This is a genomic window from Streptomyces sp. NPDC056128, from assembly GCF_042263835.1.
Classification (GTDB): Bacteria; Actinomycetota; Actinomycetes; order Streptomycetales; family Streptomycetaceae; genus Streptomyces.
This window is the reverse complement of record NZ_JBHJVQ010000030.1, coordinates 83,351-101,561: the sequence shown is the minus strand read 5'-3', so window position 1 is coordinate 101,561 and position 18,211 is coordinate 83,351. Positions and strand designations below refer to the sequence as shown.

The window sequence follows — 18,211 nt, the reverse complement described above, 5'->3', positions numbered from 1 at the left end:
CCGAACAGGTACAGCCAGTAGGCGAACATGTTCAGCCGCGGGAACGCCACGTCCGGCGCGCCGATCTGCAGCGGCATGATCCAGTTCGTGAAGCCGGCGAACAGCGGCGTCGCGAACATCAGCAGCATGATCGTGCCGTGCATCGTGAACGCCTGGTTGAACTGCTCGTTCGACATGATCTGCAGACCCGGCCGGGCCAGCTCGGCGCGCATGAACAGCGCCATCACGCCACCGATGCAGAAGAACGCGAACGACGTCACCAGATACAGCGTGCCGATCGTCTTGTGGTCCGTGGTCGTCAACCACTTGATGCTCTTGAGGTTCCTCACGCCCCGCCTGTGTCCGAGCCCCGCGGGGACGTCACACTCGTACGACGAGACGAGCGTCACGAAATCACCTGTGACGATCACGAGGGTGCCGGACACGAACACGACATGAGCAACGACGAGATCTTCGCCGCTGCCTACCGCGAGCACTACTGGGCGGTCAGCCGCTATGTGGCGCGACGGCTGGACGGGCGCACCGGCGAGGTCGAGGAAGTGGTGGCGGAGGTGTTCACGGTGGCCTGGCGCCGCCGCGCCGAGCTGCCGCACACCCCGCTGCCCTGGCTGTACGGGGTGGCACGCAACTGCCTGGCCAACGCGGTGCGCGGCCGGGGCCGCCGACGCCGGCTCCTCGACCGGCTCGGCAACGACCACGCCGCGCACGGCCGGCACCTCACCTGCGGACCCGAGGCGGAACCGCCCGGCGGCTGGGTGCACGAGGCGCTGGCCAGGCTCTCCGACAAGGACCAGGAGGTGCTGCGGCTGACCGCCTGGGAGGAACTCGGCGTGGACGAACTGGCCGTCGCCCTCGGCTGCGGCAGCCGGGCCGCGTCGATGCGGCTGCACCGCGCCCGCGCCCGGCTGAGAACGGAGATCGACCGCATGGGCCGGCCCTCCACGGCCACCCCGCACGCCGCACGGCGGCCCCCGCACCCGGCGACCACCGCCGACGCCATCCCCGCGAAGGAACACGGCCATGGCTGACGAACTCGACCTCCTGCGCCGCGCCAACCCGGTCCCCGCCGACGCCCCGCACCTCGGCGACGGCCCCCTCGGCCCCCGCGCCGAACGCCACCTGGAAGGGCTGCTGCACGGACCGGCGGCCACGGACCGGCCGTCCCGGTGGCTCGCCCGGCCCGCCCGGCGCCGCGTCCGCGCGGCCTGGGGCCTGGCCGCCGGCGCCGTCGTCACCGTGACCGTGTCGGCGCTGCTGCTCGGCGGCCCGAGCACCGCGCCCGCCGTCGCCGTGCCCCGCCCGCTGGCCGTGCTCGCCGACGCCACGCCCCTGCCGCTGGACCGGCTCGCCGACCGTGCCGAACGGGCCGCGGCGGACGGCGGGCCCGCACTGCGCAAGGGCACGCACGTGCGGTCCTGGAGCCTGGGCATGTCCGACGACGCGCCCCCGGTCACGCTCCCCGAGGAGCGCGTCGTGCGCTGGACGCCCGACGGCCGCTCCACCGAGCTGGTCGTGGCGACCGACCCGCGCCACCCGGGACGCCCGGTCCTCGGCGAGGACGAGGACGGCACGCCCCGCCTGGTCGAGGACGGCCACGTCATCAGCCGCCGGACCCGCCCGCCGAGCTGGAGCGACGCCCCGCCCGAGTCGCCGCCGCCGCACGCCGCCGCACGCCTGCGCGCCTACCTGGAGGAGGCCCAGCACAGCGAGACCCTCGACACCCCTGAACTGCTCGACGCCACCGCGCTCCTGCTCGACAACTGGACCCTGGGCGCCCGCGAGTCGGCGGCGCTCACCCGGCTCCTGGCGGACGACGGTGGGCTGCGTCCCGCCGGACGGGTCACCGACCGCCTCGGCCGGCCCGGCCACGCCTACGTGTACGAGGGGACCGGCGTGCGCCGCATGCTGATCGTGAACCCGGCCACCGGCGCCGTCCTCGGCCTGGAGACCACCTTCACCGCGGACCAGCCCGAGTACGGCGTGCGGGCCGGCGACGTCATGGAGTACCGCGCCTGGACCCGCTGACGGCGGCACCCGGGCCACTGCTCCTCACGGGTGAGTGGTGTGGGCCGCCCGTGTCCGCCCGCGGCCTGCCGGCGTTGCGCACGGCATGATCTCCACACGACGTATGGTCGCCGTTGTCGGGCTCGCAGCCGGTGTCACCGCTCTCGCCGCCCCGATGGCGAGCGCGGCAGGGGGCCCGCTGGGCACCGACAAGCTCAGCGTGACCAACACCCTCGACTCGCTCGCGGTCAACGACATGCCCGCCGAGGACCGCGCCCAGGTGCCGCTCCCCTCCCAGCAGCTGAACCGGCTCAACGACCTCGACCAGCTCCAGCAGGTCACCGACCTGGTCTCGCCGCTGTTCGGCGCCGTCCCCGCCCTGGGCTGACCGAGGCCGGCGCGCTCAGCCGCCGGCCGCCAGGAACTGGGTCGCCGCCAGCTCCGCATACAGCGGGTCCGCGGTGACCAGTTCCCGGTGCGTGCCGACCGCGCGCACCCGCCCCGCGTCCATCACCACGATCCGGTCGGCCGTCGTCACCGTGGACAGCCGGTGTGCGACTACCAGCACCGTCGTCGTCCGCGCCACCTCGGCCACCGTGTCGCGCAACGCCGCCTCGTTCACCGCGTCCAGCTGCGAGGTGGCCTCGTCGAGCAGCAGCAGCCGGGGGCGGCGCAACAGCGCGCGGGCGATCGCGACCCGCTGGCGCTCCCCGCCGGACAGCTTGGTGCCGCGGTGCCCCACCAGCGTCTCCAGACCGTTCGGCAGCCGGCCGACCAGAGTGTCGAGGCGGGTCGTCTTCAGGACCGTACGGACGGCGTCCTCGTCCGCCTCGGGACTGCCCAGCAGCAGGTTGTCCCGCAGCGAACCGGACAGCACCGGGGCGTCCTGCTCCACGTAGCCGATCGAGGCGCGCAGCGAGGCCAGTTCCCACTCCGCCAGGCTCCGGCCGTCCAGCGTGATCTCCCCGGACCCCGGGTCGTAGAACCGCTCGATGAGCGAGAACACGGTGGTCTTCCCCGCGCCCGACGGGCCGACGAACGCCGTCAGCCCCCGGCCCGGCACGTCGAAGGTCACCCCGTGGTGGATGTACGGCAGATCCTCGGCGTACCGGAAGCGGACGTCGCGGAAGGAGACGGACGCCGGTTCCGCGCCCGGCGAGGGCAGCGGGGCCGGGTGGAGCGTCGGCTCGGCGGGCAGCCGCATCGCCTCGTGGATGCGGGCGAGCGCCGCCCGGCCCGTCTGGTACTGCGTGACCGCGCCGACGACCTCCTGTATCGGTGACATCAGATAGAAGACGAACAGCAGGAACGCCACCAGCGTGCCGACGTCGATCGCACCCGTCGCCACCCGCGCCCCGCCCACCGCGAGCACCGTGATGAAGGCGATCTGCATCGCCAGCCCCGCGGTATTGCCCGCGGCGGCCGACCACTTGGCGGCCCGCACGCTCTGCCGCCACGACTCCTCGGCGGCCTCGTGCAGCGCCCGTTCCTCCCGGGGCTCGGCGCCGGACGCCTTCACCGTGCGCAGCGCGCCCAGGATCCGCTCCAGCGCGGCGCCCATCACCCCGACCGCGTCCTGCGCCTGCCGGCTCGCCCGGTTGATGCGCGGCACGATCAGGCCCAGCACCAGTCCGGCCCCGACGACCACCGCCAGCGTCACCCCGAGGAGCACCGGGTCGACCACGCCCATCATCACCAGCGTCGCCACCAGCGTGAGCCCGCCGGTGCCCACGCCGATCAGGGAGTCGGTGGTGACCTCGCGCAGTAGGGTGGTGTCGGAGGTGATCCGGGCCATCAGGTCGCCGGGCTCGGTGCGGTCCACCGCCGAGACGCGCAGCCGCAGCAGATACGACGACAGGGTGCGCCGCGCCCCGAGCACCACCGACTCGGCGGTGCGCCGCAGCACGTACGAACCGAGCGCCCCGAGCGCCGCGTTGGCGACCACCAGCCCCGACATGGCGAGCAGCGCACCGGTGATGGCCCGGTCGTGGGCCAGGTCGTCGATCAGCTCCCGCGCCACCAGCGGCAGCAGCAGCCCCGTGCCGCCCGTGACCAGCGAGAGCAGGGCGCCCGCGAACAGGGCGCGCCGGTGCGGCCGTACGTACGACAGGAGAAGCCGCCAGGCTGGCGGACCGGCTTCCGGATCGGCGGCGCTCACGGGACTCCTTCGGCAGGCGGGCGACGCCTCAGGCTACGTGGGCCCGGCACGCCGCCGAAGCGCCCCTCACCGATCCGTTGCGCGTAGGGTCGGGAGGGACGCTGAACGGCCGAGGAAAGGGTCACAAGCATGGCGCAGGAAGTACGCGGCGTGATCGCACCGGGCAAGGACGAGCCGGTCCGGATCGAGACGATCGTCGTGCCCGATCCCGGCCCGGGCGAGGCCGTGGTCAAGGTCCAGGCCTGCGGGGTGTGCCACACCGACCTGCACTACAAGCAGGGCGGCATCAGCGACGACTACCCCTTCCTGCTCGGCCACGAGGCCGCAGGTGTCGTGGAGTCGGTCGGCGCCGGCGTCACCGACGTGGCCCCCGGCGACTTCGTGATCCTCAACTGGCGTGCCGTGTGCGGCACCTGCCGGGCCTGTCTGCGCGGACGCCCCTGGTACTGCTTCGACACCCACAATGCCGAGCAGAGGATGACCCTCGCCTCGACCGGGCAGGAGCTGTCCCCGGCCCTCGGCATCGGCGCCTTCGCCGAGAAGACCCTGGTCGCCGCCGGACAGTGCACCAAGGTCGACCCGGCCGTCTCCGCACAGGTGGCCGGTCTGCTGGGCTGCGGGGTGATGGCCGGCATCGGCGCCGCCATCAACACCGGCAACGTCGGGCGCGGTGACACCGTCGCCGTCATCGGCTGCGGCGGCGTCGGCGACGCGGCGATCGCCGGCTCCCACCTGGCCGGGGCGGCGAAGGTGATCGCCGTGGACATCGACGACCGCAAGCTGGAGACCGCCCGCTCCATGGGCGCCACCCACACCGTCAACTCCCGCGAGACCGACCCCGTCGAAGCCATTCGCGAACTGACCGGCGGCTTCGGCGCCGACGTCGTCATCGAGGCGGTCGGCCGTCCCGAGACCTACCGGCAGGCCTTCTACGCCCGCGACCTGGCCGGCACCGTCGTCCTGGTCGGCGTGCCGACGCCCGAGATGAAGCTGGAACTGCCGCTGCTGGACGTCTTCGGGCGCGGCGGTTCGCTGAAGTCGTCCTGGTACGGCGACTGCCTGCCCTCCCGCGACTTCCCGATGCTCATCGACCTGCACCTCCAGGGCCGCCTCGCGCTGGACAAGTTCGTCACCGAGACCATCCGGCTGGACGAGGTCGAGCAGGCCTTCGACCGGATGCACGCCGGCGACGTGCTCCGCTCGGTGGTGGTGCTCTGATGTCCGCGCGCATCGAACGCCTCGTCACCTCCGGCCAGTTCATGCTCGACGGCGGCACCTGGGACGTCGACAACAACGTCTGGCTGGTCGGCGACGACCACGAGGTGGTCGTCATCGACGCGGCCCACGACGCCGACGCGATCGCCGAGGCCGTCGGGGACCGCCGGCTGACGGCCATCGTGTGCACCCACGCCCACAACGACCACGTCAACGCCGCGCCCGCCCTGGCCGAGCGCACCGGCGCCACCATCTGGCTGCACCGTGACGACCTGCCGCTGTGGCACCAGACCCACCCCGACCGGGACCCCGACGCCTGGCTGACGGACGGACTCGTCATCGAGGCCGCCGGCGCCGACCTGACCGTCCTGCACACCCCCGGACACGCGCCCGGCGCGGTCTGCCTGTACGACCCGGGTCTCGGCACCGTCTTCACCGGCGACACCCTCTTCCAGGGCGGACCCGGCGCCACCGGCCGGTCCTACTCCCACTTCCCGACCATCATCGACTCGATCCGCGACCGGCTGCTGGTGCTGCCGCCGGAGACCGAGGTCCGCACCGGCCACGGCGACCCGACCACCATCGGCGCCGAGGCCCCGCACTTGAAGGAGTGGATCGACCGGGGACACTGACCCCGTGCGGGACACGCGGAAAAGGTGACAGAAGATGTCCGGCTTCCCGGGCACTCTCGAACACGACAGCACTCGTGCGGGAGAGGAACGGGAAGTACATGGCAGGGTCACCGAAGAAACCGCTGGCCGGCAAGGTCGCACTCGTCGCGGGAGCCACCCGCGGCGCCGGACGCGGCATCGCCGTCGAACTGGGCGCGGCCGGCGCCACCGTCTACGTCACCGGCCGCAGCACCCGCGCCCGGCGCTCGGAGTACGACCGCCCCGAGACCATCGAGGACACCGCCGACCTGGTCACCGAGGCCGGCGGGCACGGCATCGCGGTGCCCGCCGACCACCTCGAACCGGAGCAGGTCGCCCGGCTCGTCGACCGCATCGCCCGGGAGCAGGCCCGCCTCGACATCCTGGTCAACGACATCTGGGGCGGCGAGAACCTCTTCGAGTGGGACAGCCCCGTGTGGGAGCACGACCTCGACAACGGGCTGCGGCTGCTGCGCCTCGCCGTCGAGACGCACGCCGTCACCAGCCACCACGCCCTGCCGCTGCTGCTGCGTGCGTCAGGCGGGCTGGTCGTCGAGGTCACCGACGGCACCGACGACTACAACCGCGACCACTACCGCAACTCCTTCTTCTACGACCTGGCCAAGACGTCCGTCGTGCGCATGGCCTTCGGCCTGGGCCACGAGCTCGGACCGCGAGGGGCCACCGCCGTGGCGCTGACCCCGGGCTGGCTGCGCTCGGAGATCATGCTCGACCACTACGGCGTACGCGAGGACAACTGGCGCGACGCCCTCGACCGCGTCCCGCACTTCGCCATCTCCGAGACGCCCCGCTACGTGGGCCGGGCCGTGGCCGCGCTGGCCGCAGACCCGGACGTGGCGCGGTTCAACGGCCGCTCCCTCTCCAGCGGGGGACTCGCCCAGGAGTACGGCTTCACCGACCTCGACGGCAGCCGCCCGGACGCCTGGCGCTACGTCGTCGAGGTCCAGGACGCCGGCCGTCCCGCCGACGTCACCGGGTATCGCTGACGGGCGGCAGCGCCCACCGGGCCCCGTGACCCGGCGGCAGGGCCAGATCCTCGCGTACGGCCGCGTAGTAGCCCTCCCGCGCGGCCCGGTGCCGCTCCAGCAGCGCCTGCCAGGCGGCGGGGTCGCGGGTCTCCTCGCGCAGGAACCGCTCCATGTCGAGCACCGCGACGACCCACACCCGCGCCTTCTCCACCACCTGCCTGCTGCCCAGCAGCAGCAGCGCCTCCCCGGCGGGATCCCGCGACAGCGCCGCCTCCGCCTGCGCGGCGGCGGCGTCGCGCGGGTCGAGGGGGTGCGGGTGCGGGTCGTTGCCGAGGTGGGCGGCTATCCGGTAGGCCAGCGTGACCGAGGTCTTCAGGACCCGTGCGTAGTCGGCGTACACCGCCAGCCTGCGCTCCTCCCAGCGGGCCTCGGTCTCCCGCCGGAGCCGGGCCCGGTCGCTGCGGACCACGGCGAGATACGACCCGAGCGCGCCGATCACGACGCCCAGGAGCGCGGGGAGTTGCTGCAGGAATGCGGACATGGCGGCACGGTAGCCGCCCGTTGATCTTTCCGGTACTACGGTCGGTCCATGACGGACATGAGGCGTTTCACGGACCACGGAGTACTCGTCACCGGCGCCGCCCGGGGCATCGGCGCGGCCACCGCACGCCGGTTCGCCACCGAGGGGGCGCAGGTGCTGCTGACCGACGTCGACCTGCCCGCGGCCCGGCGCACGGCCGACGCGCTGACCGAACAGGGGCTCACCGCCGAGGCGTTCGCCTGCGACGTCGGCGACCGGGCGTCCGTCGAGGCGGCCGTCGCCCACGCCGTGGACACCTTCGGCGCCCTCGACGTCCTGGTCAACAACGCCTACGCCTGCACCCCCGACGCCCCGCTCTTCGAGGACGAGCCCGACGACGTCTGGGCCCGCGACCTCGACGTCACCCTCACCGGCGCCTACCGCTGCTGCCGGGCCGCGCTGCCCCACCTCGCGGCCACCGGACGGGGCGCGATCGTGAGCGTCGGCTCGGTCAACGGCGTCCAGGACTTCGGCAACCACGCCTACAGCGCCGCGAAGGCCGGCCTCGGCTCGCTGACCCGCACCCTCGCCGGACACGCCGCCGCGCGCGGCGTCCGCGTCAACCTCGTGACGCCGGGCACGGTGCGCACCACGGCCTGGGAGGGCCGGGACGAGGAACTGGCCGCGGTACGGGACCTGTACCCGCTGGGCCGGGTCGGCGAGCCGGAGGACATCGCGGCGGCCGTCGCCTTCCTGGCCTCGCGCGACGCGTCGTGGATCACCGGCACCACCCTGGCGGTCGACGGCGGTCTGACCGCGGTCAACACGGGGTTCCGGCAGGCCCTGCGCGCGTGGGGCGAGACGGACTGAGGGATGGCGGAAACCCGGTGGTGTTTGTCACGCTTTCGTGGCGAGTGGGCGCGACAGGGCAACCGAATCCGCCCGGCGGCTGTCTATCAGGCCGGGAGCGCACCACGGCGACCTCCCACCACCTCACCGCTTCTTCGCGAAAGGCCGGCCATGGGGGACATACGCAGACGAGCAGTCGTCGCACTCGGGGTCACCGCACTGGTGGCACCGCTCACGCTCGTGCTCACGGCCGCGCCGGCCCAGGCCGCGAGCTGCACCGCGACGACGGGTCCGTACCAGAAGAAGGTGGAGAAGTTCCTCGGCCGCACGGCCGACGGCAAGCAGTCCACCGCCGACTGCAAGGCCATCCGCGCCTTCCAGACCAAGCACGGCATCAAGCCGAACGCCGGCTACGCGGGACCCATCACGTGGGGCGTGATGGACCTGATGACGAAGCAGAAGGCCGTCGGCAAGAACCCGAACAAATCCGGCAAATGCCCGGTCAACAAGGGCCGTATCGCCTGCGTCGACCTCACCCTCCAGCTCAGCTGGATCCAGGACGGCAAGAAGCTGGTCTACGGCCCGGTGCCGGTCCGCACCGGCCGCAACGGCTACGAGACCCGCACCGGCCTGAAGAAGGTCTACTGGCGCAACCTCAACCACCACTCGACCATCTACGACGTGCCGATGCCCTACAGCCAGTTCTTCGACGGCGGCCAGGCCTTCCACTCCGTCGGCGTCAGCGTGTGGAGCCCGCCGGGCTCGCACGGCTGCGTCAACATGACGAAGACCGACGCGAAGAAGTACTGGTCGCTGCTGAAGAAGAACGACGACGTCTACGTGTACGGCCGCAAGCCGGGCACCTGAGACCGACGGGCACCCGGCTCGCGCGACGGCCTCACGGCTGGGGCGCGTCCCCGAAGTCCGGTATCTCCAGCCTGACCCCGCCCTGCCGCGCGGACTCGTGCGCGACGATGCCCGGCAGGGTGTAGCGGGCGGCGACCCACGCGTTCACGGACGGCAGCGTCCGGGAGTTCACGGCGGTCACGAAGTCGTCCACCAGGAAGTGGTGGCTGCCCTCGTGGCCGTTGTGCATGTGGTCGAGCGCCCGCGGCAGACGCTCCCGGTCGTGCACCGGTGCCGAACCCGAGGTGAAGGCGGCCCGCAGCTCCGGCGCGATGTGCTGGAGCGAGGGGTCGTCCGGCGCCATGGTCGGCTTGGGCTCCAGCAGCTCGCTGATGTCCTCGACCCCGGTCTTGTCCTGCCACAGCGCCACGGTCGCCAGCTGCTCCATGCTCGCCTCCGTGCCGAAGAACCGGAAACGGGACTCCCGGATGTGCGAGGGATAGCCGACCCGGCGGAACTCGTTGGTGCGGAACGATCCGCCGCCGGCCACCTCGAACAGCGCCGTCGCGTTGGAGACGTCGTTGTCGAACCGGCTGACCGACCGGTCGAAGACGCCGTCGCCGCGCTCGTCCACCACACCGAGCGCCGAGACGCTCACCGCGTGCGTCCCCCACGCGCCCAGCACCCCGCCCACCGAGTGCGTGGGGTACAGCAGCGGCGGATAGCTGGCGGTGGCCTTCCACCCCTCGCCGCCGCTGTACTGGTACGCCTCGTAGAAGCCCAGGTCCATGTCGTGGACGTAGTCGCCCTCGGCGTAGAAGAGCCGTCCGAAGGCTCCCTCGGCGATCTTGTTGCGGGCGTGCACGGTCGCCGGGTTGTACTGGCTGGTCTCACCCATCATGTAGGTCAGCCCGGTCGCCTTGACCGCGTCGATGATCTCCGCGATCTCCTGCGTACTGATCGCCATGGGGACCGCCGAGTACACGTGCTTGCCCGCGCCCAGGCCCTGGAGGACCAGCGGGCCGTGGGTCCAGCGCTGGGTGAAGACCGCGACGGCGTCGACCGCCGGGGACTCCAGCATCGCCTCGTAGCTGGGGAAGGTGCCGGCGAGGCCTTCGGCGGCGGCGAGCCGCTCGGCCCGCTCCGGCAGCAGGTCGGTGACGTACACGTCGCGCACACCTGGGTGGGCCAGGAACAGCCTGGCGAACTGGCCGGAGAACTGGCCGGCACCGACGATGCCGAGGGAGAACGTCATGGATGGCGTGCCCTTCACTGGTCGAGGATGAGATTGATCTGGTCATTGGTCGCGTCGAGGCTGCCGACCGGCTTGCCGCCGTAGACGTCCTGCATGGCGGGTTGCATGAGCGCCAGCACGTCCGCGGCGTTGTCCGTGATCGGGTAGGTGAAGGTCCGGAAGTCCTCCGGGTCGTCGACGGGCCGCGTGAAGGCCGACACGTCGACGCCCTTCTTCTCGTACGCCGCGACGGCCGCCTCGGTGCCCTCCGGCGTGGCCGGGAAGACGATGCCGTACCGGCCGACGGTGCGCTGGCACTCCTCGGAGGCCAGGTACTTCACCCATTTCAGGGCGCCCGGCTTGTTGCGGGCGTTCTTGGTGACGGAGTCCGCGAGGCCGTTCATCATCGTGGCCCGCTCGCCGGTCGGACCGGCCGGGTTGACGGCGGTGGCGATGTCCATGCCCTCGAGACCGGCGTACGTCGAGATCATCCACGCCCCGTCGAAGGCCGTCGCCGCCCGGCCCGCGGCCACCTGCGCGTTGGCCGGGTTGGACTTGGAGCTGTAGTCGCTGAGCGGGGCCATGTAGCCCTTGTCCGCCAGCCCGAAGTACCAGTCGACGACCGACTGGAAGGTGGCGTCGTCGTACCGGTACTCGGTGCCCCACCGCTCCTTGTCGGTGTAGGTCCAGCCCGCGGACGCGGCGAAGGTGCTCCAGGTGGTCTGGCCGTCGCCGTCCCCGCCGCCGCCCGAGGCGAGGCCGTAGACCTTGACGTTGTCCTTGTCGAAGCCGGGTTCGTCGCCTCGCCTGCCCCGCTCGTCCACGGTCAGGTGCGCGACGGCCTTCTCGAAGCTGCCGCCGTCCTCGGGGTTCCAGGAGAGGCCGTTCAGCTCGTCGGCACTCAGTCCGGCGTCCTTCGCCATCCTCTCGTTGTAGAAGAGGGCGACGGTGTCCCAGTCCTTCGGGGCGCCGTAGCGGTGACCGTCCCGGCCGAGCCAGCCGGCGGCCAGGCCCGGCTGGTAGTCGGCGTCCTCGATGCCGAGGCCGTCCAGCGGTTCCAGCACCTCCAGGTCGGCGAACTGGCCGAACTTCTGGACGTGGTCGGTGAAGACGTCCGGCTGGGTGCCGGCGATGAAGCTCGCGGTGAGCTTGGTCCAGTAGTCGTCCCAGCCCATCTGGGTGATCTTCACGTCCAGGCCCGGGTTGCGCCGCTCGAAGTCCTTCGCGCACGCCTGGTACGCGGGCAGCTGGTTGGCGTCCCACAGCCAGTACGTGACCGTGTTCCCGGAGCCCCCGGTGGAGCCGCCCTGCGCGCAGCCGCTCACCAGGGACAGTGTCAGCGCCCCGGTCAGCGCCGCGACCGTACGAAATCGCATGCCCGTCCCCTCACTTGATGCCGGTGAAGCCGATGGTGCTGACGATGCGGCGCGCGAAGACGCCGAAGAGCAGCAGCATCGGCAGTGCCGCGATGAGCGTGGCCGCCATCAGCCCCGACCAGTCGGTGCCGCTCTGCGGGTTCTGGGCGCGGAAGACGGCCAGCGCCACGGTCAGCACGCGTGAGCCGTCGCTGTAGGAGACCATCAGCGGCCAGAAGTAGTCGTTCCAGGACGTGATGTACGTCAGTACGGACAGCGTCAGGACGGGTGTCGAGGCCATCGGCAGCAGGACCCGGAAGAAGACCCGCACCTTGCCCGCGCCGTCCAGCAGGGCCGCCTCCTCCACCTCCCGGGGGACGTTCATGAAGAACTGCCGCAGGAAGAACACCGCGAAGGGCGTCATGAACATCGTCGGCAGGGCGATGCCCAGCAGCGAGTCCACCAGGCCGAGTTCCTTGATGAGCACGAAGTTCGGCAGCAGGGTGAAGATGGCCGGCACCATCAGCCCGGCCAGGAACAGGGCGAACACCGTGTCCCGGCCCCGCCAGCGCAGCCGGGCGAAGGCGTAGGCGGCCATCGCGGAGAAGAGGATCTGGCAGACGGTGATCAGGGTCGACACGAGTACCGAGTTGAGCAGGTACCGCCAGAACTTGAGCCCGCCGCCCGCGCCGCCCTGCGCGATCGCCTCCTCGGCGGACTGCAGACCCAGGGCCCGTTCGAAGCCGCCGGCGGTCGGGTCGACCGGCAGCGGATCGGCCGGGTGCGCGGCCAGTCCGGTGTTGGTGGACAGCGCGGTGCGCAGGATCCAGTAGAACGGCAGCACGGTGATGAGCACGATCGCGGCCATCACCGTCCAGGCCGCGATCCGCCCGGGGGAGAGGCGGCGCCCGCCGGGCCGTGCCGTCGCCGGGCCGGCCGCGGGGGCCGTCCGGGCCACCGGGGGCCTGTCGGCCACGGAGGTCGTCTCGGTCATCTCGGTCTCCTCCCCGTCAGCCGAGGTCGGTCTGTCCGGCCCGGGTGAGCCGGTACTGGACGAAGGTGATGGCGCTCAGCACGACGAGCAGCGCTACGGACATGGCCGAGGCGTAGCCGAACTGGAAGCGGCCGAAGGCGGCGCCGTAGATGTAGTACTGGAGCACGTTGGTGGCGTTCGCCGGGCCGCCGGCCGTGGTCACGGCGACCGTGTCGAAGACCTGGAACGAACCGATCACCGTCATGATCAGGACGACCGCGAGGACCGGCCGCAGCAGCGGCATCGTGATCCGCCAGAACATCCGCCACTCGCTCGCGCCGTCCACCTTCGCGGCCTCGTACATGTCGTTGGGGATGGCCTGGAGCCCCGCGAACAGCAGCAGCGCCGTGTAGCCCACGTGCCGCCACACGTTGATCAGCGCGATGACCGGGACCGCCCAGGTCTCGTCGGCCAGGAACGGGATGCGGTCGAGACCCAGGCCCGCGACGATCTCGTTGCCGATGCCGAGCTGGGTGTCCAGGATCCACAGCCAGACGACGCCGGCCACCACGTTGGACATCAGGTACGGCGTGAGCACGATCCCGCGCAGCACCGAGGACTGCGTCAGCCGCTGGAGCAGGACGGCGATGGCCAGGGCCGAGACCGTCTGTACGCCGATGTTGATGACCACGTAGACGACGGTCACCCGCAGCGAGTCCCAGAAGATGGGGTCGTGGACCATCCGCACGTAGTTGTCCAGGCCCACCCACTCCGCGGGAGTCAGCAGGTTGAAGCTGGTGAAGCTCAGATAGACGCCGCGCAGGGTCGGCCAGAGGAGGAAGACCACGAAGCCCAGGAGCGCCGGTGCGACGAACAGGGCGGCGAGGCGTCCGTCACCCCGCGGGCGGGACGGCGGACTGTTGGAGACGACGGTCATCGGGGGACTCCCTCGCAGGGGCGGCGGCTCGTCCTGGCGTCACATACTTTTGGTGCGGAACAATTAAGTCGTCAAGAGGCGTGCAAACATCTTTTCCGGGCCAGCGCTCCGGTCGTAGTCTGGCCATGTTGTTTCCGGCACGGAAAAAAGGGGTTCGATCGTCATGGCCGCAGCCGCTTCCAGCTGGCCCCCGCTGAGCCCCGGTGAGCGTTCCGTGGCGATCGAGGTGCTCGTGCACGGCCCGTTGTCCCGGACCGAGATCGCCCGGCGGCTGGGTCTGTCGCCCGGCAGCCTCACCCGGCTGACCAAGCCGCTCATCGAGTCGCGACTGCTGGTGGAGGTCCCCGAGGCGGGCGGCGTGGCCGAGGTGCGGCAGGGGCGCCCGTCCCAGCCGCTCGACGTGGTCGCGGACTCCCGTTACTTCGTCGGCTTCAAGATCACGCAGGACATGGTGTACGGCGTCGTCACCACCCTCCGCAGTGAGATCGTCGCCCGGCACGACCGGCCGCTGACCACCCGCGATCCCGGCGAGGCCGCCGCGCTGCTGGCCCGGATGACCGACGAGCTGTCGCGCGGGCGCCCCGGGGTCGCCGGGATCGGCATCGGTGTCGGCGGACTCGTCGAGGACCGTGCCGTGGTCGGCGAGTCACCCTTCCTGGGCTGGCGGGGTGTGCCGCTCGCCGCACTCGTCGAGGAGCGGACCGGGCTGCCGGTCGTCGTGGAGAACGACACGGCCGCCTTCGTGGAGGCCGAGACCTGGTTCGGGGCGGGGCGCGGTCTGGACCGGTTCGTCGTCCTCACCATCGGCGCCGGCATCGGCTACGGGCTGGTGCTCGGCGGCAGGCGGGTGCCGTACGCGGGGGACGAGGACCGGGGCTTCGGGCGCCACTGGATCGTCGACCCGCACGGCCCGCTCACCCCGGACGGGCGGCGCGGCAGCGCCGTGTCGCTGCTGACCATCCCCAACATCCGCTACCAGGTCCGGGCGGCCACCGGACATGACCTGACCTGGGAGGAGATCCTCGCGGCCGCCACCGCCGAGGAGCCCATGGCCGCCCGGGTGATCGAGGAGGCCGGACGCGCCCTGGGCACCCTGGTGGCCCAGATCGCCAACTTCGTGATGCCGCAGAAGATCCTGCTCGCGGGGGAGGGGGTGGGGCTGATGGACGTGGCCGGAAAGGTGGTGGAGGACACCGTCCGCGACAACCGGCACCCGCAGGCCGCACCGGTCGCCCTGGAGACCAAGGTGTCCGACTTCCACGACTGGGCGCGCGGCGCGGCCGTACTGGCCATCCAGGTACTGGTGCTGGGGGCCGCGCAGGCCTGAAGTCGGCACCCGTGTGCGGTGGAACACACGCGGCGGTAACGAACTCGCAGGTGGGCCTTGACAGATGAGTAAAACGACGTGACCAGCAACACGGTCCGATATGTCCGTTTGGCTCGCGATTACTCACATCGCCTTCACGTCCGGCGCCGTATGCTTCACAGCATGTCCACCACTGTTGAACCCTCCTCCGAGCGATCGGCTGCCGAGGTCAACGAGGAGATCCGGGCCCTCTGGCTCCGGTCGGGCGGGACACTGAGCGTCGAGCAGCGCGCGGAGTACCAGCGGCTCGTCATGGAGTGGGCCAGCGCGGCCCCGGAGGCCGCGAAGGCCGCCTGAGGCTCCTCGGCGCATCGGAGCCCCGGCCCGCGGCATCCGCCCCACGCGGACGCCCTTCTCGTTGCCCCCGGCTCAGCCCCACGTCGCCGAGTAGTGCCGCCGGTACGCCTTGCGGTCCGCCTCGGCACGGATCCACCGCGTGGCCACCAGGGCCATGAGACTGCCCGCCACGACCAGCAGACCCGGGCCCACGTTGCGTCGGTCCGTCAGCCGGGCGAGCAGCGTCGAACCGTCGACGCCCGTCACGGGTGCCGCCGCCCCCGGTGCCGCGGCGCCGGGAGCGCCGCCACCGGCGGCCGGCGCCGAGGGCGCGGCGCCCGGCCCGGACCCCTCCTGCCCGGCGACGATCAGGCGGACGCCGAGTGACTCCATGGCCTCCGGCAGCGGCTGGAAGAACGTGGTTCCGCCCTTCGCGCAGTCGCCGTTGCCGCCCGAGGTCACTCCCAGCGCGACGCCCTCGGAGAACATCGGCCCACCGCTGTCCCCGGGTTCGGCGCACACGTCGGTCTCGATCAGCCCGGTGACCGTGCCCTCCGGGTAGTTGACCGTCGCGTCCAGCGCCGTGACCTGCCCGGCGCGCAGCCCGCTGGTGCTGCCGCTGCGGAACACCCGCTGCCCGACGGCCGGTTCACCGGTGCCCGTGATCCGCACCCCCTTGCCGTCGCCCACCGCCACCACGTCGGCGCCGTCGCCCGCCTTGCCGTTCGCGTACTCCACCAGGGAGAAGTCGTCCCCGGGGAAGCTGCCCGCGACCGTCTCGCCGACCTGCCGGTCACCCCCGCCGTCACGGAACCAGACCGACCCCGTCGGCCCGCAGTGACCGGCGGTCAGGATGAACTCGCTGCGCCCGTCGGTCACGTTGAACCCCGCCGAACAGCGCCCCGCGGTGGACAGGATCGGCTCCGCGCCGTTCAGACGCGTGGTGAACGCGCCCTCGGTGCGCTCCATGCGGACGAAACCGCCGATGCCCTCCGCCACCCCCGTCAGCCGCGACCAGTCCGACGTGGAGACGGTGCGGTCACCGCGCACCACCACCTCGTTCGACCGGTAGTCGAGCGCCCACGCCGTGCCCGGCACCCGGGGCGCCGAACGCAGCGTCGAGGTCGCCGACCTCAGCTCCGACATGCTGTGCCGCACGACCTTCGCCTCGGCACCGGCCCGCCGCACGGTCTCCGCCGTGCCCTCGTCGGTGACCGCGACGACCGGCCGCCCGTCGGCACCCACCCAGTGGCCCGCCGTGCGCTCGGTGCCCAGCTCCGACACCAGACCGGCACCGGCACCGGACGCCGTCTGCGCCAGGGTGTGCGGCGCCGCCGACGCGTCGGGCGGTTCGCTCGCCACGGCCCGGGTGACCATGGTCCCCCCGACCAGCAGTCCGCCGACGGCCGCCAGCCGTGCCACTCGCCGGACCATGCGTCGTCGTGCGTGCCTCATGCGTGCGCTCCCGAACCCCGACACGCGGTGTCACCACCGCGGGGGCCTCCGGACGTCGAGCGCCCTCCTCCCATACGGGGACGGACACACGGGTGTTCACCGGGCCGGCGGCCTTGTTTCCCCGCTCCGGCGGGGCGGCCTATCTTGTGCCCCATGACCCGCATCCCGCACGACCGGCCCGGCGACCCCAACCCCCTGCACGCCCTCACCCTGGACCAGCTGCGCCGCCGTACGAGCATGAAGCGGCGCACCCACCCCGCGGACGTACTGCCGCTGTGGGTGGCCGAGATGGATGTGCCGCTCGCCCCCGCCGTCGTGCGCGCGGTCAACGAGGCCATGGAACTCGGCGACACCGGATACCCCGCCGGCACCGCCTACGCCGAGGCCCTCGCGGACTTCGCCGGCAAGAGGTGGGGCTGGGACGGCCTGGCGGTGGAGCGCACGGCGATCGTGCCCGACGTGATGCTGGGCGTCGTCGAGATGCTCAGGCTCGTCACGGGGCCCGGCGACCCCGTGATCCTCAATCCGCCCGTGTACCCGCCGTTCTACCAGTTCGTCGGCCACATGGACCGGCGGATCGTCGAGGCGCCGCTCGGCCCGGACCTGCGGATCGACCTCGGGGCGCTGGAGGAGGCGTTCCGGCGGGCCGTGGCCGGCGGTGGACGGGCCGCCTACCTGCTGTGCAGCCCGCACAACCCGACCGGCACCATGCACACCGCCGACGAGTTGGCCGCCGTCGCCGCCCTCGCGGAGCGCCACGGCGTCCGGGTCGTCGCCGACGAGATCCACGCGCCGGTCGTCACGGGGGACGCGCGGTTCGTGCCCTACCTGAGTGTGCCCGGCGCCGGGCGCGGACTCGCGCTGATGTCCGCGTCCAAGGGCTGGAACCTGGCCGGGCTCAAGGCGGCGCTCGCCCTCGCCGGACCCGGCGCCGCCGACGACCTGGCCCGGATGCCGGAGGAGGTCGGCCACGGCCCGAGCCACGTGGGTGTGCTCGCCCACACCGCCGCCCTGCGCGACGGCACCGACTGGCTGGACGCCGTGCTCGCGGGGCTCGACGAGAACCGGCGGCTGCTCACCGGCCTGCTCGCCGACCAGCTGCCCGGGGTCGTCCACCGTGCCGGGGAGGCGACCTACCTGGCGTGGCTCGACTGCCGCGCGCTCGGTCTCGGCGACGACCCGGCGCGGGTCTTCCTCGACCGGGGGCGGGTGGCCCTCAGCTCCGGCATCCCCTTCGGCACCGGCGGGGCGGGGCACCTGCGGCTCAACCTGGCGACCTCGCCGGAGGTGATCACGGAGGCGGTGCGGCGGATGCGGGCGGCCCTGGAGTGAAGGACGGGGCGACGGTGGACGGTGTGAACCGGGGGACCTGGGCCTAGACTTC

Annotated in this window: 19 protein-coding genes; 11 read left to right on the top strand and 8 right to left on the bottom strand. The window is 72.3% G+C overall.

Annotation, left to right across the window (positions count from 1 at the left end; translation table 11 throughout):
- Positions 1-329, bottom strand: a 329-nt coding sequence (locus ACFC1X_RS34035) for a cbb3-type cytochrome c oxidase subunit I (protein WP_376361479.1), incomplete at its 3' end; no start/stop codon positions are given.
- A 105-nt stretch (positions 330-434) separates the two neighbouring features.
- Between ACFC1X_RS34035 and ACFC1X_RS34030 the strand changes: the two genes are divergently transcribed.
- From ACFC1X_RS34030 to ACFC1X_RS34020, 3 genes are all read left to right on the top strand, one after another.
- Positions 435-1,028, top strand: coding sequence for an RNA polymerase sigma factor (locus ACFC1X_RS34030; protein ID WP_376361472.1), 594 nt, complete (start codon positions 435-437; stop codon positions 1,026-1,028).
- Positions 1,021-2,025, top strand: a complete 1,005-nt coding sequence (locus tag ACFC1X_RS34025; protein ID WP_376361469.1) for a CU044_5270 family protein — start codon at positions 1,021-1,023, stop codon at positions 2,023-2,025. Before ACFC1X_RS34030 ends, ACFC1X_RS34025 begins: the two co-directional genes overlap by 8 nt.
- Positions 2,026-2,110: 85 nt before the next feature.
- Positions 2,111-2,392: a hypothetical protein gene (locus ACFC1X_RS34020; protein WP_376361466.1), complete on the top strand. Its 282-nt coding sequence runs from the start codon at positions 2,111-2,113 to the stop codon at positions 2,390-2,392.
- A gap of 15 nt (positions 2,393-2,407) precedes the next feature.
- On the opposite strand, the gene ACFC1X_RS34015 is transcribed toward ACFC1X_RS34020, so the two are convergent.
- Positions 2,408-4,162, bottom strand: coding sequence for an ABC transporter ATP-binding protein (locus ACFC1X_RS34015; protein ID WP_376361463.1), 1,755 nt, complete (start codon positions 4,160-4,162; stop codon positions 2,408-2,410).
- Positions 4,163-4,291: 129 nt separating this feature from the next.
- On the opposite strand from ACFC1X_RS34015, the gene ACFC1X_RS34010 reads away from it, so the two are divergent.
- The 3 genes from ACFC1X_RS34010 to ACFC1X_RS34000 all read left to right on the top strand — a co-directional run bounded on the left by ACFC1X_RS34010 (position 4,292) and on the right by ACFC1X_RS34000 (position 7,034).
- Complete coding sequence (locus tag ACFC1X_RS34010) at positions 4,292-5,380, top strand: S-(hydroxymethyl)mycothiol dehydrogenase (RefSeq protein WP_376361461.1); 1,089 nt, start codon at positions 4,292-4,294, stop codon at positions 5,378-5,380.
- Positions 5,380-6,009, top strand: coding sequence for an MBL fold metallo-hydrolase (locus tag ACFC1X_RS34005; protein ID WP_376361458.1), 630 nt, complete (start codon positions 5,380-5,382; stop codon positions 6,007-6,009). The genes ACFC1X_RS34010 and ACFC1X_RS34005 overlap by 1 nt, the downstream gene beginning before the upstream one ends.
- 98 nt (positions 6,010-6,107) lie before the next feature.
- Positions 6,108-7,034: an SDR family oxidoreductase gene (locus ACFC1X_RS34000; protein ID WP_376361455.1), complete on the top strand. Its 927-nt coding sequence runs from the start codon at positions 6,108-6,110 to the stop codon at positions 7,032-7,034.
- On the opposite strand, the gene ACFC1X_RS33995 is transcribed toward ACFC1X_RS34000, so the two are convergent.
- The gene (locus ACFC1X_RS33995) at positions 7,018-7,557 is read right to left on the bottom strand and encodes a hypothetical protein (protein WP_376361452.1); all 540 of its coding nucleotides are present in this window, start codon (positions 7,555-7,557) and stop codon (positions 7,018-7,020) included. The two genes, ACFC1X_RS34000 and ACFC1X_RS33995, sit on opposite strands and share 17 nt — an antisense overlap.
- A 48-nt stretch (positions 7,558-7,605) precedes the next feature.
- On the opposite strand from ACFC1X_RS33995, the gene ACFC1X_RS33990 reads away from it, so the two are divergent.
- Complete coding sequence (locus ACFC1X_RS33990) at positions 7,606-8,406, top strand: SDR family NAD(P)-dependent oxidoreductase (RefSeq protein WP_376361449.1); 801 nt, start codon at positions 7,606-7,608, stop codon at positions 8,404-8,406.
- 150 nt (positions 8,407-8,556) lie between these two features.
- Positions 8,557-9,252 carry a L,D-transpeptidase family protein gene (locus ACFC1X_RS33985; RefSeq protein ID WP_376361446.1) on the top strand — a complete coding sequence of 232 codons (696 nt, stop codon included), beginning with the start codon at positions 8,557-8,559 and terminating at the stop codon, positions 9,250-9,252.
- Between the two features lie 31 nt (positions 9,253-9,283).
- Here ACFC1X_RS33985 and ACFC1X_RS33980 read toward each other — a convergent pair whose 3' ends face one another.
- From ACFC1X_RS33980 to ACFC1X_RS33965, 4 genes are read right to left on the bottom strand one after another with little or no spacing between them, the layout of a single operon-like run.
- A complete protein-coding gene (locus ACFC1X_RS33980) occupies positions 9,284-10,486 on the bottom strand; it encodes a Gfo/Idh/MocA family protein (RefSeq protein ID WP_376361443.1) in 1,203 nt (400 codons plus the stop codon).
- Positions 10,487-10,500: 14 nt separating this feature from the next.
- Complete coding sequence (locus tag ACFC1X_RS33975; protein ID WP_376361440.1) at positions 10,501-11,841, bottom strand: ABC transporter substrate-binding protein; 1,341 nt, start codon at positions 11,839-11,841, stop codon at positions 10,501-10,503.
- A 10-nt stretch (positions 11,842-11,851) separates the two neighbouring features.
- The gene (locus ACFC1X_RS33970; protein WP_376361437.1) at positions 11,852-12,814 is read right to left on the bottom strand and encodes a carbohydrate ABC transporter permease; all 963 of its coding nucleotides are present in this window, start codon (positions 12,812-12,814) and stop codon (positions 11,852-11,854) included.
- 16 nt (positions 12,815-12,830) lie between these two features.
- Complete coding sequence (locus ACFC1X_RS33965; RefSeq protein WP_376361434.1) at positions 12,831-13,730, bottom strand: carbohydrate ABC transporter permease; 900 nt, start codon at positions 13,728-13,730, stop codon at positions 12,831-12,833.
- A gap of 163 nt (positions 13,731-13,893) precedes the next feature.
- Between ACFC1X_RS33965 and ACFC1X_RS33960 the strand changes: the two genes are divergently transcribed.
- Both ACFC1X_RS33960 and ACFC1X_RS33955 read left to right on the top strand, forming a co-directional pair.
- Positions 13,894-15,057, top strand: coding sequence for an ROK family protein (locus tag ACFC1X_RS33960; RefSeq protein ID WP_376361431.1), 1,164 nt, complete (start codon positions 13,894-13,896; stop codon positions 15,055-15,057).
- Between the two features lie 150 nt (positions 15,058-15,207).
- Positions 15,208-15,393 (top strand): hypothetical protein, encoded by a 186-nt coding sequence (locus tag ACFC1X_RS33955; protein ID WP_161329510.1) that lies wholly within the window; start codon positions 15,208-15,210, stop codon positions 15,391-15,393.
- Between the two features lie 72 nt (positions 15,394-15,465).
- Here the strand turns inward: ACFC1X_RS33955 and ACFC1X_RS33950 are convergent, their stop codons facing one another.
- Complete coding sequence (locus tag ACFC1X_RS33950; RefSeq protein ID WP_376361427.1) at positions 15,466-16,827, bottom strand: S1 family peptidase; 1,362 nt, start codon at positions 16,825-16,827, stop codon at positions 15,466-15,468.
- A gap of 153 nt (positions 16,828-16,980) precedes the next feature.
- Here ACFC1X_RS33950 and ACFC1X_RS33945 point away from each other — a divergent pair, with 153 nt between their 5' ends.
- On the top strand, positions 16,981-18,159 hold the full coding sequence (locus tag ACFC1X_RS33945; RefSeq protein ID WP_376361424.1) for a MalY/PatB family protein: 1,179 nt from the start codon (positions 16,981-16,983) through the stop codon (positions 18,157-18,159).
- Positions 18,160-18,211: the final 52 nt, after the last annotated feature.